General features: G+C 37.2%; 18 protein-coding genes. 13 read left to right on the top strand and 5 right to left on the bottom strand.

Annotated elements, in window-relative coordinates; all coding sequences use genetic code 11:
- Positions 1-99 precede the first annotated feature (99 nt).
- On the bottom strand, positions 100-1,188 hold the full coding sequence (locus DKL56_RS07740; protein WP_109716000.1) for a YdcF family protein: 1,089 nt from the start codon (positions 1,186-1,188) through the stop codon (positions 100-102).
- Between the two features lie 255 nt (positions 1,189-1,443).
- Between DKL56_RS07740 and DKL56_RS07735 the strand changes: the two genes are divergently transcribed.
- Entirely contained in the window at positions 1,444-2,121 is a 678-nt protein-coding gene (locus DKL56_RS07735) for a CPBP family intramembrane glutamic endopeptidase (protein WP_109715999.1), read from the top strand.
- 96 nt (positions 2,122-2,217) lie between these two features.
- Here DKL56_RS07735 and DKL56_RS07730 read toward each other — a convergent pair whose 3' ends face one another.
- From DKL56_RS07730 to cbpB, 3 genes are all read right to left on the bottom strand, one after another.
- Positions 2,218-4,086: a heavy metal translocating P-type ATPase gene (locus tag DKL56_RS07730; protein WP_109715998.1), complete on the bottom strand. Its 1,869-nt coding sequence runs from the start codon at positions 4,084-4,086 to the stop codon at positions 2,218-2,220.
- 205 nt (positions 4,087-4,291) lie between these two features.
- Positions 4,292-4,840, bottom strand: coding sequence for a hypothetical protein (locus DKL56_RS07725; RefSeq protein ID WP_109715997.1), 549 nt, complete (start codon positions 4,838-4,840; stop codon positions 4,292-4,294).
- 289 nt (positions 4,841-5,129) lie between these two features.
- A complete protein-coding gene (cbpB, locus tag DKL56_RS07720) occupies positions 5,130-5,609 on the bottom strand; it encodes a cyclic-di-AMP-binding protein CbpB (RefSeq protein WP_109715996.1) in 480 nt (159 codons plus the stop codon).
- A gap of 572 nt (positions 5,610-6,181) precedes the next feature.
- Between cbpB and DKL56_RS07715 the strand changes: the two genes are divergently transcribed.
- The 9 genes from DKL56_RS07715 to DKL56_RS07675 all read left to right on the top strand — a co-directional run bounded on the left by DKL56_RS07715 (position 6,182) and on the right by DKL56_RS07675 (position 14,312).
- Positions 6,182-6,493 carry a hypothetical protein gene (locus DKL56_RS07715; protein ID WP_109715995.1) on the top strand — a complete coding sequence of 104 codons (312 nt, stop codon included), beginning with the start codon at positions 6,182-6,184 and terminating at the stop codon, positions 6,491-6,493.
- A 130-nt stretch (positions 6,494-6,623) separates the two neighbouring features.
- Positions 6,624-6,776, top strand: coding sequence for a teichoic acid D-Ala incorporation-associated protein DltX (locus tag DKL56_RS07710; protein WP_046308033.1), 153 nt, complete (start codon positions 6,624-6,626; stop codon positions 6,774-6,776).
- 11 nt (positions 6,777-6,787) lie between these two features.
- Positions 6,788-8,302, top strand: a complete 1,515-nt coding sequence (gene dltA, locus DKL56_RS07705; protein ID WP_109715994.1) for a D-alanine--poly(phosphoribitol) ligase subunit DltA — start codon at positions 6,788-6,790, stop codon at positions 8,300-8,302.
- Complete coding sequence (gene dltB / locus DKL56_RS07700; protein WP_046308028.1) at positions 8,302-9,540, top strand: D-alanyl-lipoteichoic acid biosynthesis protein DltB; 1,239 nt, start codon at positions 8,302-8,304, stop codon at positions 9,538-9,540. The genes dltA and dltB overlap by 1 nt, the downstream gene beginning before the upstream one ends.
- Before the next feature lie 27 nt (positions 9,541-9,567).
- Positions 9,568-9,807 carry a D-alanine--poly(phosphoribitol) ligase subunit DltC gene (dltC, locus tag DKL56_RS07695; RefSeq protein ID WP_046308026.1) on the top strand — a complete coding sequence of 80 codons (240 nt, stop codon included), beginning with the start codon at positions 9,568-9,570 and terminating at the stop codon, positions 9,805-9,807.
- On the top strand, positions 9,800-11,095 hold the full coding sequence (dltD, locus tag DKL56_RS07690; RefSeq protein WP_109715993.1) for a D-alanyl-lipoteichoic acid biosynthesis protein DltD: 1,296 nt from the start codon (positions 9,800-9,802) through the stop codon (positions 11,093-11,095). Before dltC ends, dltD begins: the two co-directional genes overlap by 8 nt.
- Positions 11,095-12,045, top strand: a complete 951-nt coding sequence (locus DKL56_RS07685) for a serine hydrolase domain-containing protein (protein WP_109715992.1) — start codon at positions 11,095-11,097, stop codon at positions 12,043-12,045. Before dltD ends, DKL56_RS07685 begins: the two co-directional genes overlap by 1 nt.
- 272 nt (positions 12,046-12,317) lie before the next feature.
- Entirely contained in the window at positions 12,318-13,016 is a 699-nt protein-coding gene (locus tag DKL56_RS07680) for a DUF975 family protein (RefSeq protein WP_162542527.1), read from the top strand.
- A 204-nt stretch (positions 13,017-13,220) separates the two neighbouring features.
- Positions 13,221-14,312, top strand: coding sequence for a Fic family protein (locus DKL56_RS07675; RefSeq protein ID WP_109715990.1), 1,092 nt, complete (start codon positions 13,221-13,223; stop codon positions 14,310-14,312).
- Between the two features lie 117 nt (positions 14,313-14,429).
- Here the strand turns inward: DKL56_RS07675 and DKL56_RS07670 are convergent, their stop codons facing one another.
- Complete coding sequence (locus tag DKL56_RS07670) at positions 14,430-14,657, bottom strand: hypothetical protein (RefSeq protein WP_109715989.1); 228 nt, start codon at positions 14,655-14,657, stop codon at positions 14,430-14,432.
- 156 nt (positions 14,658-14,813) lie between these two features.
- Between DKL56_RS07670 and DKL56_RS07665 the strand changes: the two genes are divergently transcribed.
- The 3 genes from DKL56_RS07665 to DKL56_RS07655 are packed head-to-tail and all read left to right on the top strand — an operon-like array spanning position 14,814 to position 19,542.
- Positions 14,814-16,124: a PTS sugar transporter subunit IIC gene (locus DKL56_RS07665; protein WP_109715988.1), complete on the top strand. Its 1,311-nt coding sequence runs from the start codon at positions 14,814-14,816 to the stop codon at positions 16,122-16,124.
- Complete coding sequence (locus DKL56_RS07660; RefSeq protein ID WP_239440582.1) at positions 16,124-17,014, top strand: alpha/beta hydrolase; 891 nt, start codon at positions 16,124-16,126, stop codon at positions 17,012-17,014. The genes DKL56_RS07665 and DKL56_RS07660 overlap by 1 nt, the downstream gene beginning before the upstream one ends.
- Positions 17,011-19,542, top strand: a complete 2,532-nt coding sequence (locus tag DKL56_RS07655) for an AAA family ATPase (RefSeq protein WP_109715986.1) — start codon at positions 17,011-17,013, stop codon at positions 19,540-19,542. Before DKL56_RS07660 ends, DKL56_RS07655 begins: the two co-directional genes overlap by 4 nt.
- Positions 19,543-19,585 lie beyond the last annotated feature (43 nt).

The raw sequence follows: 19,585 nt of genomic DNA, 5'->3' as shown, positions 1-19,585 counted from the left end.
ATTAAGCCAATTAGTTAAAAAAAGCCATCCTCATTTTAATTTTTTTAAATTTAGCAACTAAAAAAGTCTCTTAAACAAATTAGAGACTTTTTTCCTGAGTTATTGCGCGATTTTAGTATATTGTAATAGTGCATATACTAGGAAGAATAGAATTATTAAGCTAATCACTATGATATGACGCTTTTTGTTGGTAACCAAAATAGCTGCAAATTCGCGAACGATTGCATTGGGCAAGAAATAAAATCTTGTGTATGAACCAACTCCGTTTGCATTCAGCCCAGCCGCTTTAGCAAATAAAGCGGCACGAAAAATATGGTAGTTATTACTGAAAAATTTGGCACGATATTTTTCGCCGCCAAAGTCTTTTGCTGCTACTTTGGCTGAAAATTGCATATTTTGGTAAGTATTTTTTGATTTATCTTCTAATAAGATAGATTCAGGACTAATACCACGACCGATTGCGTATTCGGCCATTGCTTTGGCTTCCGGAATCTTTTCATCTCCTCCTTGACCACCAGACATAATTAATTTTGGCATTTTCCTTCCTTTGTCGACCTGTTTTTGCGCATATTGAATTGCTCGATTAATGCGACTAGCAAGAAGCGGGGTAACAGTCTCACCTTTTGCTAAGCCAGCCCCTAAAACAATGAGGTAGTCTTGATTATATTGACGTGGTACAAATTGGTAAAGTGCTAGGTTAATAAGAAAGTTATAAGCGACTAATAATAGGTAGTTTACTACTGCAGAAGGTGTATATATTAAAGTCTTTTGCCAGGAAGGCAGTTTGCTAAATGGCGCAATAAAAATAATTAACCAAGAAACAAGTAGTGCAATACCGATAAAGAGTGTCAGTAAATTTGATAGTGTATGTGCTTCTCTTTTCCAGACAAAGTAAGCATTCCACAAAAAGAAAAGCCAGGAAAAGGTGGTTACTAGCGTAATTATGGCAATTATCAATACAACAATGATTTCGTAGGTTAGAATCAACGGTCGCAAACTGGTTGAAAGAACGGCAACAGTTAACCAGACACCAAGCAAGAGAAGAAAAATTGTGAATAATATGCCATTAAGTAAACGGCGTGGTTCTTTAAGCCATGAAAGTAAAAAAATGGCTAAAGAAGCCAAAACAATTAGTGACAAATAAATAAAAGGCTTGTTTTGAGTAAAAAATTGGACAAAGTTAGACATATTTTCCTCCTACAAGAGATATTCTAACCTTATTATAGATTAGCTAGGTTAAAAGTCATAGTAATTGACTAGAGCAAAATACAGGTTGTGTTCACTTTAAAAATTATTCCCTAGGAAATATTCTGGTATACAAAAAACTGCATGGAATCTATCTAAGGTGACCTAATGATAAGATATTAACGTCAGCATATGATAATATTAGTAGTTAAAGTCTGAAAATCACCAACACTTAATGTATGAAGGAAGAAAATACTAATGAAGAGATTTTTTAATTTCCTGGGTAATATTATGACAATTATTGTGTCATTTTTTATCTATTCACTCATTCAACTGTTTTATTTTTATCCATTTAAACTGCAACGAAAATATCATTTGGATAGTAAGCTCTTTATTGCCATAACTATCTTATTCACTATTATTGGCATATTAATTGTTTATGGAATGTATCGCAGACAATTAAAAAACGAAAATGATTGGGGGTTTAATAGGAAACCTCATTGGGATTGGCATCGCCTTTTGCTTTCTTTTATCGGTGCCATCTTGCTGGTAATGGTTAACATAGCTGTTCAGGCTGCATTGGGACTTAGCACTAAGACAACATCAGCTAATCAGTCAGCGCTAGATACATTGGCGCGACAGGCAGGTGATTTTTATAAGCCCATGATTGTTTTGATAGCACCAATTTTTGAAGAGACCATTTTTCGGGGTATGATGTTCAACACTTTTTTTGCAAAAGAAACTCCTTTAAATAGATGGGTGGGAATAGTATTTAGTGGTTTTCTATTTGCCGTCCTTCACGATTCGGGCTTTACGAAGTATATTTTTGTTTATTGGGCGCTTGGGTGTGTACTTGCATGGATTTATACCCAGACAAAGGATTTGCGTTACTCAATTATTGCCCATATGCTGTATAACTCACTCGGTTTTCTCTAATTAGTTTTCTCTAATTAATGGAAGAAATAAAAAAGAAAGGTTAAAAACCTTTCTTTTTTTGCTTTAGTAGTAAGTATGTATTAGTTTTTAGTCAAACTATTCTTTAGCAACAAGACCTGTTTGTTTAGGATTTTTAGGCTTAGTTTTGGCTAAAAGAGCTAAACTAATTGAAATCATATCAACAACTTCTTGTAAGATGGCGCCCCAGAATGCTGGAATAACACCCGTGAATGCAACTAATTCGATAAGAATAACAATCGTGATAGCAGTCAAAACATCAACGTTTGCTACCTTCATTGTGTGTTTCGAAATTGCAACGGCGTCATTAATTTTGGATAAATCATTAACCATAATAATGGCGTCTGCACTTTCACTTGCTGCAGATGCACCTTTGGCACCCATCGCAATCCCAACATCAGCAGCTGTTAGACTAGGAGCGTCGTTAATTCCATCACCGGTCATAACTACAGGGCGATTATCCTTAGTTACATCTTTAATTGCTTCTATTTTTTGTGCTGGCAACAAATTAGAGCGAATATCTTTAATACCAACTGTTTGACCAATTTGATTGGCAACATCTTCATGGTCACCAGTTAGCATAATCATATGTGCATCACTTTGACGTCTTAAACGAGCAACTGTTTCAGCACTTTCAGGACGTACCTGGTCTTTAAAAGTAATGTAGCCAGCGTATTGTCCATCAATTGAGATATAAATCGCAGTAGAGTTAACCGATTTTGCGTGTTTTTCAGAAGTGACAAAACCTAATTTACCAACTTTGACTTCATGACCATCAACTGTTCCACTAACCCCTTGACTTGTTGTTTCTTTAATATTAGTAGCCGGTTTTAGCATTTTCTTGTCTGTTACACTAACGAGTGAATCAGCAATGATATGGCTGGATTGTTGTTCAACACTTGTAGCATAGCTTTGTAAAGTTTCAGCTGAAAAATCACTATTCTCTGCGGGTACGATTTGGTCGATTACAAGTTTGTTTTCTGTTAATGTACCAGTTTTGTCAAATGCAAAGGTTTTAGCAGTTGCAAGCTTTTCAATTGTCGGACCGGATTTAACAATAATATGGTGCTTTGACATTGAACTCATTCCTGAAACGAGTGCAACAGGAGCGGAAATTAAGAGTGGGCAAGGGGAGGCAACAACCATTACTTCCGCAAAGTTAATTGGGTTACCAGAATGAATCCAAGCAGCAATACCGATAGCTAAAGAGATAACTGTGAATGGAACAGCGTAGCGGTCAGCCATTTTAACGAATTTAGCTGGTTTAGCTTGTGAAGATTCAACAAGTGAAACAATCGTTTGGTATTCTGAGTCGCTCGCCTTTTTAGTAACAACCATTTTAACGGCAACATCGCCATTAATTGAGCCAGACATTAAGTCGTCTCCAACATTTTTTTGAACTGGGACTGACTCACCTGTAAGTGATGATTGATCAAAGCTTGATGCACCGTCAATCACTTTACCATCAACAGGAACCTGTTCACCGGGTTTGATTAAAACTTGATCATTGATTTCCAACTGATCAACGTCAACTGAAACCAATTCATTTCCGACAATTTTGTTAGCCGTGGTTGGAGAATTACTTAGTAATGAACGAAGCTCTTTGTCTGCTTGTCCGGTAGCGTAATTTTCAAGCGTTTCACCACCAGTCATCATTACTAGAATCATCCATTCTGCCCAGATGTCACCAATTAAAATGGTTGAAACAACGGCAATAACAGCTAAAATATCAACACCATATCGTCCTGACCTAAAATCATTGATGATTTCAAGGAGTAAGGAAAGTGCCATTGCTATTCCGATTACATCTATCAGGATAGCTTCGAAGGGAAATTGTAGATTACCGATTTGAAAAAGGCTTTTGGTATGAATACCAAATTGGCAGACAAGCCCAATTAAACCAATAAAAAGGACAAGGATAAATTTCCATTGTTGCTTAAAACTCATAGTTTGTTCCTCTCAATATAAAAATATAACTTTACGTCTTTAGATTTTAACACTAATTTTTTTAAATTAGAATAAGTCTAAACAACTTTGTTTAAAAATTTTTATTTGGCAAAGAAAAAAGCTAAACCTATTTCATAATTCATGGTAAATAGTAGAGTATGCTACCGGTTGCCAATGCATTGAAGCGAAATAGTTTAGCTTTAAACTAATAGTCCTTTAAATTAATGATATTGTCATTAGGATCTTCAGTTTTATCGTCTTTATCGGATTTATGAACATTTTCCCTTTTTGGTTTTTCATCAAGCGTAAAAGTTTTAGTACGCTCAATCGAATCGATTACATCTGTTGATGAGAGGGTAACGAAATTATCGTTATCACCGTGATCAGTTGATTCCTCAAAGTATTGGTTGATTTTCTTAATACCATTTTCTGAAAAATGCTCTTCGTGTGCCAAATCAAGTAGTAGTTTCTTTAAACGGCTTGCAGAAACAAGTTCGTGTTCCAAAATTTCTAAAACCCAAGAGAAATTAGTATCCATTGACCGAAAGTGTTTAACCACTCGATCTTTATAGAAGGCATCGGTAATCACTCTGGCGTCCTTTAGATCACTTGAATTTTCTGCCATTTTTTTTAATTGTTCGGCTAGGTCGTGTCGCTCTTTTTCTGATAGTTCTAAGCCCCCTGGGTAGGTACCATTTTCGATAATAGCCTTGACTAAAAATGCTAATTGCTCAGAAATAGTTTTATTTGTCATTTTAGTATCTTCCATTCTGATTAATAAAAGAATAATTGCGCAAATCGCATTTATATAATTAGTAAATTGTTATTAAATAAAATAACTAGCGAAAGCAGCAATTATAGTTATAAATATGTATATAAATACACAAATAAGCGTATAGATAACATAAAATGTACTAATTTTTATAGCATATAGACAAGCAGTGATAATAATATATTCTCAATAAGATAATTATATTACAGTTTAAATAAAAATGGTAAAAAAAGCTTAAAATAATTTCAATAAATAAAATAACGTTAGTGACTTAATTTTTGTCATCAATTTGTTTAACTTGATATTTCTTTTCATAATTATGAGCAACGTAATTAAATGCCTTAATCCACTCGCGGCGTGTTAATAAACCTTGGAAAACACCATAGTCGTCTACTACTGGCAGAAATGCATTATCGACCAGTAAATGCAGCTGTGTTTCAAGTGTTGTTTGAGCAAAATTAATTTTGTCAAAATTTGTTTGCATGACGTCTTTTACCTTTAATTCTGTTAAAGGATCAAGCGTAATTTTGTCGGTTACCATCATTTTATCGGTAATCATGGCGAGACTTAACAGACCAACAACACGATTCTTATTGTCAAGCACCGGAATTTTTGAATATTTGACACGTGTCAATATCATAAATGCATGGTAGAGAGGATTATCATCTTCCACAAATGCAATACGCGATGCAGGAATAATGAATGAGCCGGATTTATCTTCTAATAAACGTTGAATAGATGGTGAAAACATGTAATATGCCTTTCGTTAGTGAATAGTTGTCGTATAAAAATATCCTACAGCAAAGGAAAAAGGCCCGCAAATTATGCGAGCCTGTTAGTTTTCATCTACTTTGAAGGAGTAAGAATGAATGAAATAAAAAAGTGGGAGTATGTAGTAAGCTGCTATTACTTACTACATTTAGAATACTAACCCATAAATATGAAGTAAAGTTACAAAATATCTTATGAAATAGTAAAGAATTCCTTTAGAAGTTTTAAAGGCATAGAAAAACTCACGTAATGCACGTGAGTCGAAAGGGATAGATATGAAAACGACCGTAAAGGTCATTTCAAGTTTTTTCATTATTTATACTTGGAGGAGTATGAATGAAAAACAAAAAGTTGAGTATGATATGAGATGGAACCTCTTCTATCTCATATCACAGCTTTAGTATAGCTAGTAAATGTGAAAAAAGTATGACGAAAGCAAAAAATAGCATAAAATTTCTGATTTGCTAAAAATTGTTTGTCAAAGGTCGCATTGCTATAATTAGAAAAAAGTTTTATTAATTAGTTAGATTTAACTAGAATTCAAGAGGAAATATGGAAGAACAATCAGCTCGTAAAAAAATCGTTTTTTGGCTTCGTGTATCAGGCTGGCTTTGCCTATTACCAGCAGCCGCATGGCTTTATCTATTTAGAATAATGATCGGCCACCAGTATCTCTTTTTAATAGAAGTCTTTTTAATCGTCATCTTTGCATTTTATATTTTAACTACTGCTGATAGCGAGCGCTGGCAGAATCCAGACAACATTTTCAAATTAATGATGTTTGCAATTATTTTTGTCAGTGTAATTGACTTTTTTACTTTATGGTTTGCATACAATGCTAGTCGAAAACTGAATAAGCACTAGCATCTGTAAAATTTATTTAAATTTTGTAAAAAACTTCTTAATGGTGTATTATCCTTTTAAAACAGTAGTACTATATTTGATATAGTATTGTAATGCTGAAATAATAACTGTTGAAAGAGAATGAAGATATATGGTTAAAAAAGAAAGAAAAACTTCGCGGGCGCAACAAATTGGCAAATTTGTTTTAACGACAATCATTTATTGTGCTATCTTAATGGTATTAATTTATTTATATCAATATAGCGGCCTAACTTCGGTTCACTTTATTTACAACGAATTTTAAGGTGGTAAACAATGATTAAAGATGTAATAAAAAAGATTGATGAAATTGCCTTAAACGAACCGAATCGTATTGCGTATGACTATCTTGGTCAAACCAATACTTACGGTGATCTGAAAAAACGCTCGGATGCATGGGCATATCAAATTAACCAACTAGGCCTTTCTCCGGGTAGTCCAATAATGATCTGGGGTGGCCAAACATTTGAAATGATTGCTAGCTTTTTAGGCTGCGTTAAAGCAGGGCATGCTTATATTCCAATTACCAGCTATTCCAATGCGGATCGAATCTTAACTATCCAGGAAGTCTCTGAAGCAGAAGCAATTATTGCGATTGATCAGCTTCCTGATATTACTCTTCCACCAATGCAAGTTATCAAGCCAGATGAAGTCAAAAATGGTGACTTTACCCTTGATGTCGAGCAATTCGTTGAAGGGGACGATAATTTTTATATCATCTTTACATCTGGGACCAGTGGAAAGCCAAAAGGTGTTCAAATTAGTCATAATAACTTGCTCAGTTTTATCAACTGGGAAATGACTGACTTTGCTTTGCCGGACCATCCAAGTTTCTTATCACAGGCACCATATTCTTTTGATCTTTCGGTTATGAGCCTCTACCCAGCACTAGTTGGTGCGGGTAAGTTAGTGGTTCTGCCACATGATGTTACAGAAAACTTTGCCCAACTATTTGTGACAATGCCTAAATTGCAATTTAACGTTTGGGTCTCAACTCCTTCATTTGCCCAGATGTGCTTTTTGGACAAAACATTTGATGGTGAACATCATCCAGACCTTACGCATTTTCTGTTCTGTGGGGAAGAATTGCCACATACAGAAGCTAAGCTGCTAAAACAGAAGTTTCCAAATGCAAAAGTTTTCAACACCTACGGTCCAACTGAAACAACAGTTGCAGTAACGCAAGTGGAAATTACCGATGAAATTTTGGCTAAATATGATCGTCTGCCAATTGGTAAAGTCAAGGAAGATACTAGAATTACCATTGACAAGTCAAAGGGCGATCAGCCTAACCAAGGCGAAATTGTTATCGAAGGGCCAAGTACATCAAAGGGTTATCTAAATAATCCTGAAAAAACGGCAAAGGCATTCTTTAAAGATCCTGCTGATCAATATGCAAGTCACCGTTCAGGTGATGAGGGCTTCTTTGACGGCGAAATGCTATTTTACCGTGGCAGAATCGATTTTCAGATCAAATTTAACGGTTACCGAATTGAGCTTGAAGAAATCAACTTTTATTTGGGTAAAAACAAGTTAGTAAGCCATGGAGTTGCTGCGCCGAAATATGGCAAAGATCACACTGTTAAACAAATTGTGGCTGAAGTTGAACTAAAAGATGGCGTCAAAGAGCAGTACTCAGAAGAAGAAATCACCAAAATGATTCGTGCTGATTTAGCTGAGAACTTGATGCCTTACATGATTCCGCAGCGCTATGTTTATCGGGAAAAATTGCCGGTATCACAAAACGGTAAGGTTGACATTAAAGCTGTGATTGAGGAGGTTAATAAGTAGTGAATTTTAACTTCATTAATTTACAGCCTTACGGAAATCCCCACTACTTTATTTACCTAATGATTGGACTAATTCCAATTATTTTAGGCCTATATCATGGGCATCGTTTTAAGATCTATGAATGCATCTTTTCAGTTGTTTTCTTATTTCTTGTCTTTGATGCAGATAAATGGCAACAAGGTGTTAGTTTAATTATTTACCTGTTAATCGAGCTAGTAATTACATATTGTTATCTCTATTATCGTAAAAAGGGTAAAAATAAAACGTGGGTCTTTTACCTGGCTGTTTTCCTATCAATTGTTCCCTTAATAATGGTAAAAGTACAAACGGCTTTTCCAAAAGCAAAAATACCGGGTGTATTAGCATTTTTAGGGATTTCGTACATTACGTTTAAAACCGTTCAAGTAATTATGGAAATACGTGACGGTGCCATCAAAGAGGTAAATCTTGGTACCTATCTACGTTTTCTACTATTCTTTCCAACGTTTTCATCAGGTCCAATTGACCGTTACCGGCGCTTTGCTAAAGAATGTGATATTGCCCCTAAGCGTGATCAATATGTGAATGATTTGGGCTTGGCAACACGTTACCTGTTCCAAGGATTTTTATATAAGTTTGTCTTAGGCTGGTTCTTTGGCACTTACTGGTTACCGCGCATTTCGCGGATGGCACTAATTGCTGGTACTGCGAATGGTGGGCTGAAGCTGTCATGGTGGCTACTAGCTTACATGTACTGTTACAGCATGTATTTGTTCTTTGACTTTGCGGGCTATTCACTATTTGCTGTGTCAATTTCCTATTTTATGGGCATTCACACACCAATGAACTTTAACAAGCCGTTTCTGTCACAGAACATTAAAGAGTTCTGGAACCGTTGGCACATGACGCTATCATTTTGGTTCCGTGACTACATTTACATGCGCTTCACTTTCTTTGCAATGAAGAAAAAATTGTTCAAAAATCCAGTTAGACTTTCACAAGTAGCCTATTTACTTCTGTTTTTAGTAATGGGCTTCTGGCATGGACTGACTTGGTACTACATTGTTTATGGTTTGTTCCATGCGATTGCAATCATTATTAATGATTACTGGATTAGATATAAAAAGAAGCATAAAGACAAACTACCATCAAACAAATTTACCAAGTGCTTGTCAATTTTTGTTACATTTAACGTTGTTTGTTTCAGCTTTTTGATCTTTTCCGGCTTCCTTAGCCAGTTATGGTTTGGCTGGATGTAGAAAAAAGTTATTTAAGGAGATTTAATTATGAATACCAAAGAAGAAGTTTTAGCAATTTTACAAGATTTAACTGGTGAAGATTTATCAGATAAAATGGACGAAAACATTTTTGCCAATGGCCTAATGGATTCAATGGCTAGTGTACAAATGCTGTTAAACTTACAGGAAAAATTTGAAATTGATGTACCTGTTTCTGAATTTGATCGTGAAGAATGGGATACACCAAGCAAAATTGTCGCAAAGGTGGAAAGTTTAGAAAATGAGTAACAAACGCCGACTGTGGCAGATTTTTGGCCCAGTTCTTTGCGCTTTTATCTTGTTACTGGTTATCTTCCTATTACCTTGGGAACGTACTTTTTCACGGGACTCGATTTACCAGGCCGCCAATTCACAAACAACGACGGTTTTTAAGGGCTCGTTAATGAAGCAGGATGCATTTGAAAATGGTTATGTACCATTTTATGGTTCTAGTGAATTATCGCGTCTTGATCCACTTCACCCTAGTGTAATTGCCCAAAAGTACCAGCGAAACTATCGTCCTTTCCTATTAGGAGGACCTGGTAGTCAGTCACTGGCTCAATTTTTAGGGATGCAAGGAACAGCAGACGAGCTCAAGGACAAAAAAGCGGTAGTGATCATTTCACCGCAATGGTTTACCAAAATGGGGCAAAACCCCGATGCTTTTGCGCTATACTATTCGCCTTTACAAGCCTGTAATTTTTTACTAGGAATTAAGAAGGATAGTGTTTCCAGCCGTTACGCTGCCAAGCGCTTTTTGGCAATGCCTGAAGTTAAGGGCACCATTAAGCGAGGGATGAAGCGAGTAGCAGCTGGTGAAGAATTGACTGATGCGCAACGTTTTATCCTTGAAAATCAGCGGCGCATGCTTAATAACGAAGATAAATTTTTCAGTACATTCCAGTTACGTGACCGGATTAAAAAGATTAAGACGCGGGCTAAACTATTACCAGACACATATTCAGTTAAGGGTTTGAATGAGGTAGCAGACCAAGAGGCTGCTAAGAATACCAATTCAAATTCGTTTGGAATCAATAATCGTTTCTTTAAAACGCGCTTAAACAAGCGGAACTTAATGAAGTTGAAGGATAGTCAGCGTGACTTTGATTATACAAAATCAGTTGAGTATAGTGACTTTGAGTTGATGCTGCAACAATTTGCTAAGCAGCATACCAATGTACTATTTATCATTCCGCCAATTAATCAAAAGTGGTCAGAATATACTGGTTTATCAGAAGAGATGTACCAAAAATCTGTATCAAAAATTAAGTATCAATTGGCAAGCCAAGGCTTCAATAATGTAGAAGACCTCTCAATGCATGGCGGTGAAAAGTACTTCATGGAAGATACCATTCACCTTGGTTGGCGCGGTTGGGTTGCAGTTGATCAAGCGGTCAAGCCGTTCATGCAACGCCCTAATGGTCGTTATAACTATAACATTCATGATTATTTCTACACTAAAAAGTGGCAAAAGGAACCGCACAAGATTGGTTCAACGGATAAGAGCCCAATAAATTACAGCTTAAAAGGAAATTAGTGCGCCAGCAAATTGATGCTTTAGGCATCAAGGGTTCAGTTTTGGTCATCAGAAAGGGTAAGGTTTTACTCAATTATGCTGATAGCAATACTACTGACACTAGTTACTTAATTAATTCAGCACAAAAGTCGCTAACCGCGGCTATGGTGATGAGATTGGTTCAAGATGGTAAGCTAAGCTTACAAGACCGATTGAGTAAGTTTTATCCGGAGATTCCAGGTGCGAAAAAAATCAAAATTGAGCACTTGTTGGCAATGCGAGCAGGTTTGAGCCTCAAGCCGGGTGCCAAACTTGGTAGAAAACACTTTGTTTCAGACCAAGATAATATTGCCTGCGATGTGAAAAAGACTGTTTTTGACCCTAAGTTGTTAGGAAAATGGCATTATAGTTCACTTAATTATGTCTATCTATGCGGAATTATTACTAAGGTGACCAATAAGAGTTATGAACAGTTATTCCATGAAACTTACGTTGAGCCGCTAAAGCTGAAGCATACAGAATTCTTGTGGTCAAAGCCACATCGTATTTTGAAAAGCGGACTAGTGCCCGGGTTCTTTTATCGTAATGGGCATTATGATATTATCAAGCACGAAGCAGCTCTGCGGGATGCGCATAATGAACTTGGTGCAGGCTCAGTTGTAATGTCAAATCAGGATTTGGCAAAGGCAATTCGCTACGTCTTAACAGGTAACTTGTTAACTAAGAGGAGTCGTAAGCTTCTCTATGATGCACAACCGCCAAGTTACTATAATGGTGGCTTATATCACAATGACAAGCAGAAGACCAAACTGGCCAATGGTGCAGGTGAAGGCTATTATACTTTTATGCGTACCACAAATGATGCCAAAACAATGATCATTATTCAGTCGAATCGCACACGCAAAAACGAGTTCGATAAGTTGAAAAAGTCAGTCAATCAAGTCATGCGCCAACTGCTTGAAAGCCAGTAAGGCTGTGAAAATATAATCTGCCGTATCTTGTTTTTTAGTTAATTGCATGCTAAAATTTTGTTGTGTCGCCAGAGAAGAAGTACGAGTTTTCTCCGGTAGCGAAAATATAATACTTCTATATGTGGTCAGTAATGGCGGCACAAACACTGTGTGAGCTTAGTTCCGATGTTGGTGGAACTAGGCTTTTTTGATGCCTTTTGCTAACAGATGAAAAAAAGAGTAGAATATAATTAAATATGTCAATAACAGTAAATCATAAAGGGGATAAAATAATGACCAGAGCAGAACTAAAAACGGAGGCCAAAAATCAGCTTCGACACAATTGGGGTTGGGCTGTTTTAGTGACGCTTATTTTTACCGTCGTTTATACCATCTTTTTAGTGCCTAGTGTTAACCGGTCGCTCCAAACTACCAATGGCGTTAATGATGTTATGGGAGGCGCATCCATTGTTTCTATTCTTGCTCCTAATGGCTGGGCTCGTGCGCTTGGCGAAGATGTCCTAGACATTTTAAGTGGGTTCTTTTTTGTTAGTTTTCCACTTGTGTTTCTTCACTTCATTCATGGCGAAAAAATGGGCTATATTAAGGGACTTTTCGCTGTTTTCACTGATGGCCGCTTTATTCCTGAGTTTCTTAATTACTTTTTAAGCTACATTTTTCAATGGCTTTGGACGCTGTTGTTAATCATCCCTGGGATTGTTAAATCATACTCTTACGCATTAACACCATACATTGTTAATGATATGGTAGCTAGTGGGAAAGAAGTACACGCTACTACTGCCATTACTGCAAGTCGCCAGTTGATGAAAGGCCATAAGTGGGAACTGTTTGTCTTAGACTTAAGCTTCATTCCTTGGTACCTGCTCGGTATCATTACGCTTGGAATTGGCTATCTCTGGTTAGTTCCCTATATTTCAACGACTAAAGCCAATTTTTATCGCAACTTAGCAGGTGATCAATTCAGTAATTAAGGCTAAAAATTAGGCACTTAATGCAGGAATAACTATATTAGTTAGAATAAGCCGCGGATAATAATAGAGTATCTGCTAAGAAAGCCACTTAAGTAATTTTACTTAGGTGGTTTTTTAAGGAAAAAAGAGTAGTAATGCAAAGTATCATAATCATCTTTTGAATATCTTGATCATTTAGGATAAAATGATCAAGATATTAATGGGATGAGCAAGATAAAGTGGGTGATGGCGATTAAGAAGTTTGATTATCAAAAACTCAATAATTTTAAATATACAAACACATTAATAAACAAACTAACGCAGATTTACAACCTTAGCGGAAAAACAGACAGTTATGAAACTAATTATCGCGATACTTTAAATAGATTAGTTGAAGTTGCTAAAGTTCAGAGTACTAGTGCATCTAATAGAATTGAAGGAATCTATACCACTAATGAGCGACTTAACAAAATTATGGAAAAAAAGACCGATCCTAGGAATAGAAGTGAGCAAGAAATCTCAGGCTATCGTAATGTATTGGAACTAATTCATGAGCAATATGATTATATACCGATAAATTCTAATTCAATTTTAGATTTACATAAAAGATTATTCGCTTATACTGATAGCACTTGGGGCGGACAATTTAAAGATAGTGATAACCAAATTATTACTGAATATTCTGACGGACGGCGAGAAGCTAGATTTAATCCACTATCTGCACTTCTTACACCGCAGTTGGTACAGGAGCTGTGTGATTCTTATAATCAAGCTTTACAGGCTAATACTAATAGATTTTCTCCATTGATTTTATCGGGCGCATTTGTTTTTGACTTCGTATCGATTCATCCATTTCGAGATGGTAATGGCCGAATGTCGCGTTTGTTGATGTTGCTGACAATGTATAAAGCAGGCTTTGACGTAGGAAAATATGTTAGTATTGAAAAATCTATAGAAGATACTAAGTCAGAGTACTATCGAGTTTTAAAAGAGAGCTCGGTCGGTTGGATGGATAATACCAATGATTATTTACCATTCTTGGATTATTTTTTAAGTGTAGTTTTGGAAGACTATCGTGAATTTAATGAGCTAATGAGCATTATTAATCAATCAGATTTACCTGTCGATAAACTTGTTTTGAAGACTTTGAGAAAGGCCTTGCAGCCATTATCTATCAAGGAAATTAATAATAGTATTCCCCAGTACAGTGAGATAACAATTCGTCGCGCGCTTAAAAAAATGCGAGAAGATGGCAAAATTGAGAAATTTGGTAACGCACGTGCAACGAAATATGGTTTGAAGATTAATAATTATTGAGATAGTAGAACAATGTAGTCTTAGAATGGACATCCTTAAGCATGACTTTATTCATAATAAAAGACAACTAAGTTGATTATTTACAGCTTAGTTGTCTTTTCATTTTATAGATATTAATTAGAATCTGTTTAAATCGTCAAGATTAAACAATTTTCCCGCATATTCTGAACTGATATCATCAGAATCCTTTAGTGCTTCCTTAATTTGATTGGAATTTAAATGATCAATGAGATAAGCCTTTAAAGCAGCGTTGGTCAGGTCATCTAAGTCAGTTCCGGTAATCTGAAGATACTTTTCTGCCAGTTTTTCTACTTTTCCATTTAATTCAATTTTTTTCCTACTCATTTTTCCACCTTCTAGTAATCGTTTCTATTATAACATTTTCGCTAGGTTGCAAGACGGCAAATTAATCATTTGCTGCCACACTTAAAAAATTGAAGCCCTTAGACAATTGGAGTAATATTTTAATTCAAAGAGATACAACAAAGTAGGACTTACTCAATGATTAACTTATCTACTAAAACTATATTAAAAATCAGGCAGTGGTCATTTTTCCGCGCCACGCAAAGAACCCTGGTGATGTTAATGCCAATTGCTGTGATTGGAACATATTTTAATCTTTTTAATGATTTGATTTTCTCACCAGATGGCCTAATTTATAATATCTTTGGCCTAGATAAGATTATGACAGATCACTTTTGGTATGCAGGCTCGTTTGTTTGTCGTGGCATGATTGAAGTTACCTTTGGCGTTTTTGGTATTTACGCCAGCTTTTTTATGGCGCGATACACGGCGCGAATCTACCACAAAGATTCCACAATGTCGGGAATCGCTGCGGTTTTAATTATGCTTTTTTGCTCATATGCAACAAGCAATAGTCGGCCAAGACATGGCTCTTTTACAGGTGGTTTTTTACAAATAAATGCCCTTTTTATTGCGTTGCTTGTTGGCTTTGGTGTAGGGCAAATTTTTCATTTATGCGGTAAAAATTATCAGCAAGTGGAAAATGAGGACACGAAGTGGCTACGAAGGCGAGTTTGGAATGCTACCTTGCCATTTATGATATCTCTTGTTTTTGGAATTTTGCTCGGGATTGCTCGCTATGAGTTACAAATAAAGGTGCTTGATACGGCAAGCTTTAGTGAATTAGTTGGTCGAATGCAAACGACTAATAATTTGGCAGAAGTTTTGTTTTTGTCGGCAATAACGACACTCTTGAACTGGATGGGAATCGGCTATCCACTTCACGCACTTTCCGGTACGACGAGCAATGCATATACAGCCGAAAACTTGACCTATGCTTTTCAGAACGGTAGTTCTTGGAATGTGCCTTACAAATTTCTAGGTAGTTCTCTAATCAAAACATATGGCACGATGGGCGGTGCCAGTGTGATTTTAGCTATTATAGTTGTTTTGCTTATGCGGCGCACACAAGAAAACAACAAAATCAATGTTGCCGTTGCAAAAATCAATTTGTTACCGGTAGCGTTTGGCTCAAGCTTGGGTTTTTCGGCAGGCTTACCGGTAATTCTTAATCCGCTCTTTGTTCTACCTAGTGTCATTATTCCGTTGGTTAATATGGCATTGGCCGGATTAGCGATTAGTTTACACATGATTCCAGTGTGTGTTTACCCAATATTGAAAGGAACGCCTGGAGTGTTGCTTTCCTTTTTTGGCACTAATGGCAATTGGGGGACTTTATGGTTTACTATTGCGCTTTTTGTACTCGATGTTTGTATCATGTGGCCGATTATGAAAATTAATGAACAGGTTGAGGAAATGTTATGGGCTGGGAAAGGAAGACAGTTCTAATGCGGGTACGAAAGAATCCTAATTTTAAATGGCTGCTGATGCTAGTGGCGTTGTTAGTAGTGATTGCCATTCCCAGCTATTATTGGATGGAAAAGGAGAATAATGCGCACGCAGAGCGTAGTCGCTCGCTGCTTTCACCAGTCATCATGGTACCCGGCTCGAGTGCCACAACTGAGCGCTTTAATGAACTAATTGATCAGTTGAACAAAACGACAATGAATGAGCATAGCGTTCTTAAAGTTACTGTTTCACGTGAAGCAAAATTATCGTATAGTGGTTCGATTAATAAAAATGATCAGGAACCGATAATCATTATTGGTTTTGCCAATAATAAAGACGGTTATGGCAATATCAAAAAACAGGCTTTTTGGCTAGACGTTGCCTTTACATCTTTGATGCAAAATTATAAATTTAATAACTTTAAGGCGTTTGGGCATTCAAATGGTGGTCTTATTTGGACATACTGGTTAGAACACTACTATGCGCAGTATTCTGATGATGTAAGGATTAAGCGGTTGATGACATTGGGAACACCTTACAATTTTACCGAAAATAACATCAATAACCGTACACAAATGCTAGCCGATTTTATTAAAAACCGTACAGCACTTCCAGAAAGCTTGAAAGTCTACTCGTTATCTGGTGGTAAAAGCTATGAATCGGATGGAATTGTGCCAGAAACTAGTGTTGCCGCAGGTAAGTTTATTTTTCAAAAACAGGTCAAATCTTACACGGCAATGACGGTCACTGGCGAAAAGGCAGACCACTCGGATTTACCACAAAATAAACAGGTAATACAAGCCATTCGGGAGTACTTGCTAAAAAAACCTGATCGACCTGGGAGACCAGAGAAAAATTTAAAGCCAAGAAGAAGGAGAAGTAATCGATGAAATATCATGAACAGCCAACTAAGATTGAAGTTATCGGTGGCAAAGTTAATAACTTAAAGAATATTAATGTTGATATCCCACTACATAAGTTCGTGGCAATCTCAGGCTTGAGCGGTTCGGGGAAATCGAGTCTCGCAATGGGGATTCTTTATTCAGAGGGAGCACGACGTTATCTCGATTCACTTGCAGCTTATACTAAAAGGCGGATTAGTCAGGTCGGTAGGGCACAAGTGGATGAAGTACGTCATATTCCTTCTGCCCTTGCTTTGCGCCAGCGCCCAACTGTTCCTGGAGTTCGGTCAACCGTAGGCACAGTAACAGAGGTTTTTAACGTTCTACGTTTAATTTTTTCACGCTTAGGATCACCTGTATGTCCTAATGGTCATAGACTAGCGCCAACCATTAAAATTGCTGAAGCGATGGACTTAACTGGAGAGGCAATGGGACGTGTTACTTGTCCAACCTGCGGTGTTCAGTTTTATGCTTTTAGTGCTGAAGACTTTGCTTTTAACTCAGATGGTGCATGTCAAAAGTGTCAGGGGTTAGGAACCGTTGAACAAATTGACGATGATAAGATTATTGCAGATGAAAATCTATCATTGGAAAATGGCGCAGTTGCCACATGGCAAATCCCCGGAAGAAATTGGATGTGGCGTATTGCCCGTGAGCTAGGTGTTCGGACAGATGTTCCATATAAAGAATTGTCCGAGGATGAAAAAGAAATTGTTTTACACGGTGAGGAACGGAAAATACCAGTTGATATTCCAACTTCGACTGGGCGAGTTTATCACCTTGACGCACTTTATGAAAATGCCTATAATGCTGTCGCAAATTCACGCAAAACGACTAAGTCCGAACGCGGCTTAGAAAGAATCAACTCTTTTTATCGGTTCAAGCCTTGTCCACGCTGTCACGGTTATCGGATTGATCCAAGTCGTTGGAATCAGTTGGTGGCAGGGAAGAACATCATCGAGGCTGAAAAACTTACGCTAGGTGAACTAGCAGACTATTTAAAGAAAATTATGGCATGGCTTCCAGCAGACATGCATGATTTAGCTGAAAACTTAACTGGTGAACTGATGCATCAGGTTAAACCATTACTAAAATTAGGTCTAGACTACTTAAGCTTAGATCGTCAAGCTAATAGCTTATCTACTGGTGAATTGCAACGGATTCAGCTTGGTCGGACCTTGAGGACAGAGACGACGGGAGTGCTCTATGTTTTGGACGAGCCATCTGTTGGACTGCATCCAGATAATGTTGCCGGCTTAATTGAGGTCTTCCATGAGCTCGTCAACCAAGGTAATTCGCTTGTTGTTGTTGACCATGAAACTTCTATTATTGAGGCAGCTGATTGGATAATTGAAATTGGTCCTGGTTCGGGTTCAGAAGGTGGTCAAATAATTGCGCAAGGATCCCCGAAAGAAATTGAGCAAACTAATGCTTCATTAATAGGGGAATATTTAACTGGGGATGCACCGTTATATGTAAGAAAAAGTGCTAAACCTGATGATCTTTTTAAAGATGGCACAATTGCTTTAACTGTTAATAAACGCTTCAACTTGAAAGATTTCCATGCTGAGATACCAGTCGGACGCCTTACTTCTGTTACAGGCTTTTCCGGTGCTGGAAAAACGACTTTGATTCTAGACTCACTTTTACCAGCTCTGAAGGCTGAAAAAGAAGGCAGTGCTAAACCTGAGTGGGTGACTAGTCTTACAAGCAATGGCATCAAAAATGTGATCAGCGTCGACTCGTCACCCGTTGGTAAAAACCAACGTTCCACGGTAGCAACATACACAGACATTATGGATAACTTACGTAAGTTATTTGCCCAGCAGCCGCTCGCTAAAAAGTTGAAATATCGTGCCTCCCATTTTTCATATAATAATAAAGAAGGAGCATGTCCGGCATGTGGAGGAACTGGGGTAATTTCGCTTGATATTCAATATTTACCGGACATGGTGGAGACATGTTCTGTATGCGGCGGGCATCGCTTTAATCAGGACGTTTTAAGAGTTAAATGGCATGATTTAAGTATTGCGGATGTGTTAGATTATTCAGTTGATGATGCATTGAAAGAAAATCTTTTTGGGGATGAACCAAAAATTGCTAAGACGATTGAAACTCTGCATGATATGGGCTTAGGATACCTTCACTTAGGAGAATCAACGCCAGCATTATCAGGTGGAGAAGCGCAACGATTGAAATTAACCAGCCATATTCACCGCCAACAAAAGGGCAGCCTCTTTGTTTTCGATGAGCCAACCGTGGGCTTGCACCCAAGTGACGTTAGAACGTTGCTGCAGGTTTTTCAAAAATTGTTAGACCAGCATGCAACAATCATTACAATTACACATGACCTCGATATTATGGCCAATAGTGATTATATGATTGACATGGGTCCGCGTGGCGGATTGAACGGTGGAAAAATAATTGCCTGTGGGACACCTGTGGATATTTCACACCAGAAAGATAGTTTAACGGCAAAATATTTGCGTGAGCACATAAATTTATATCAAAAATAACCCAAAATCTAGGCCTTGTAGCAGTCGTAAACACGATTACTGC

Origin of the sequence: Lactobacillus apis, assembly GCF_003150935.1 — a bacterium.
GTDB classification, from domain to species: domain Bacteria; phylum Bacillota; class Bacilli; order Lactobacillales; family Lactobacillaceae; genus Lactobacillus; species Lactobacillus apis.
The sequence above is the reverse complement of the archived record's forward strand: the minus strand, read 5'-3'. Positions and strand labels throughout refer to the sequence as shown.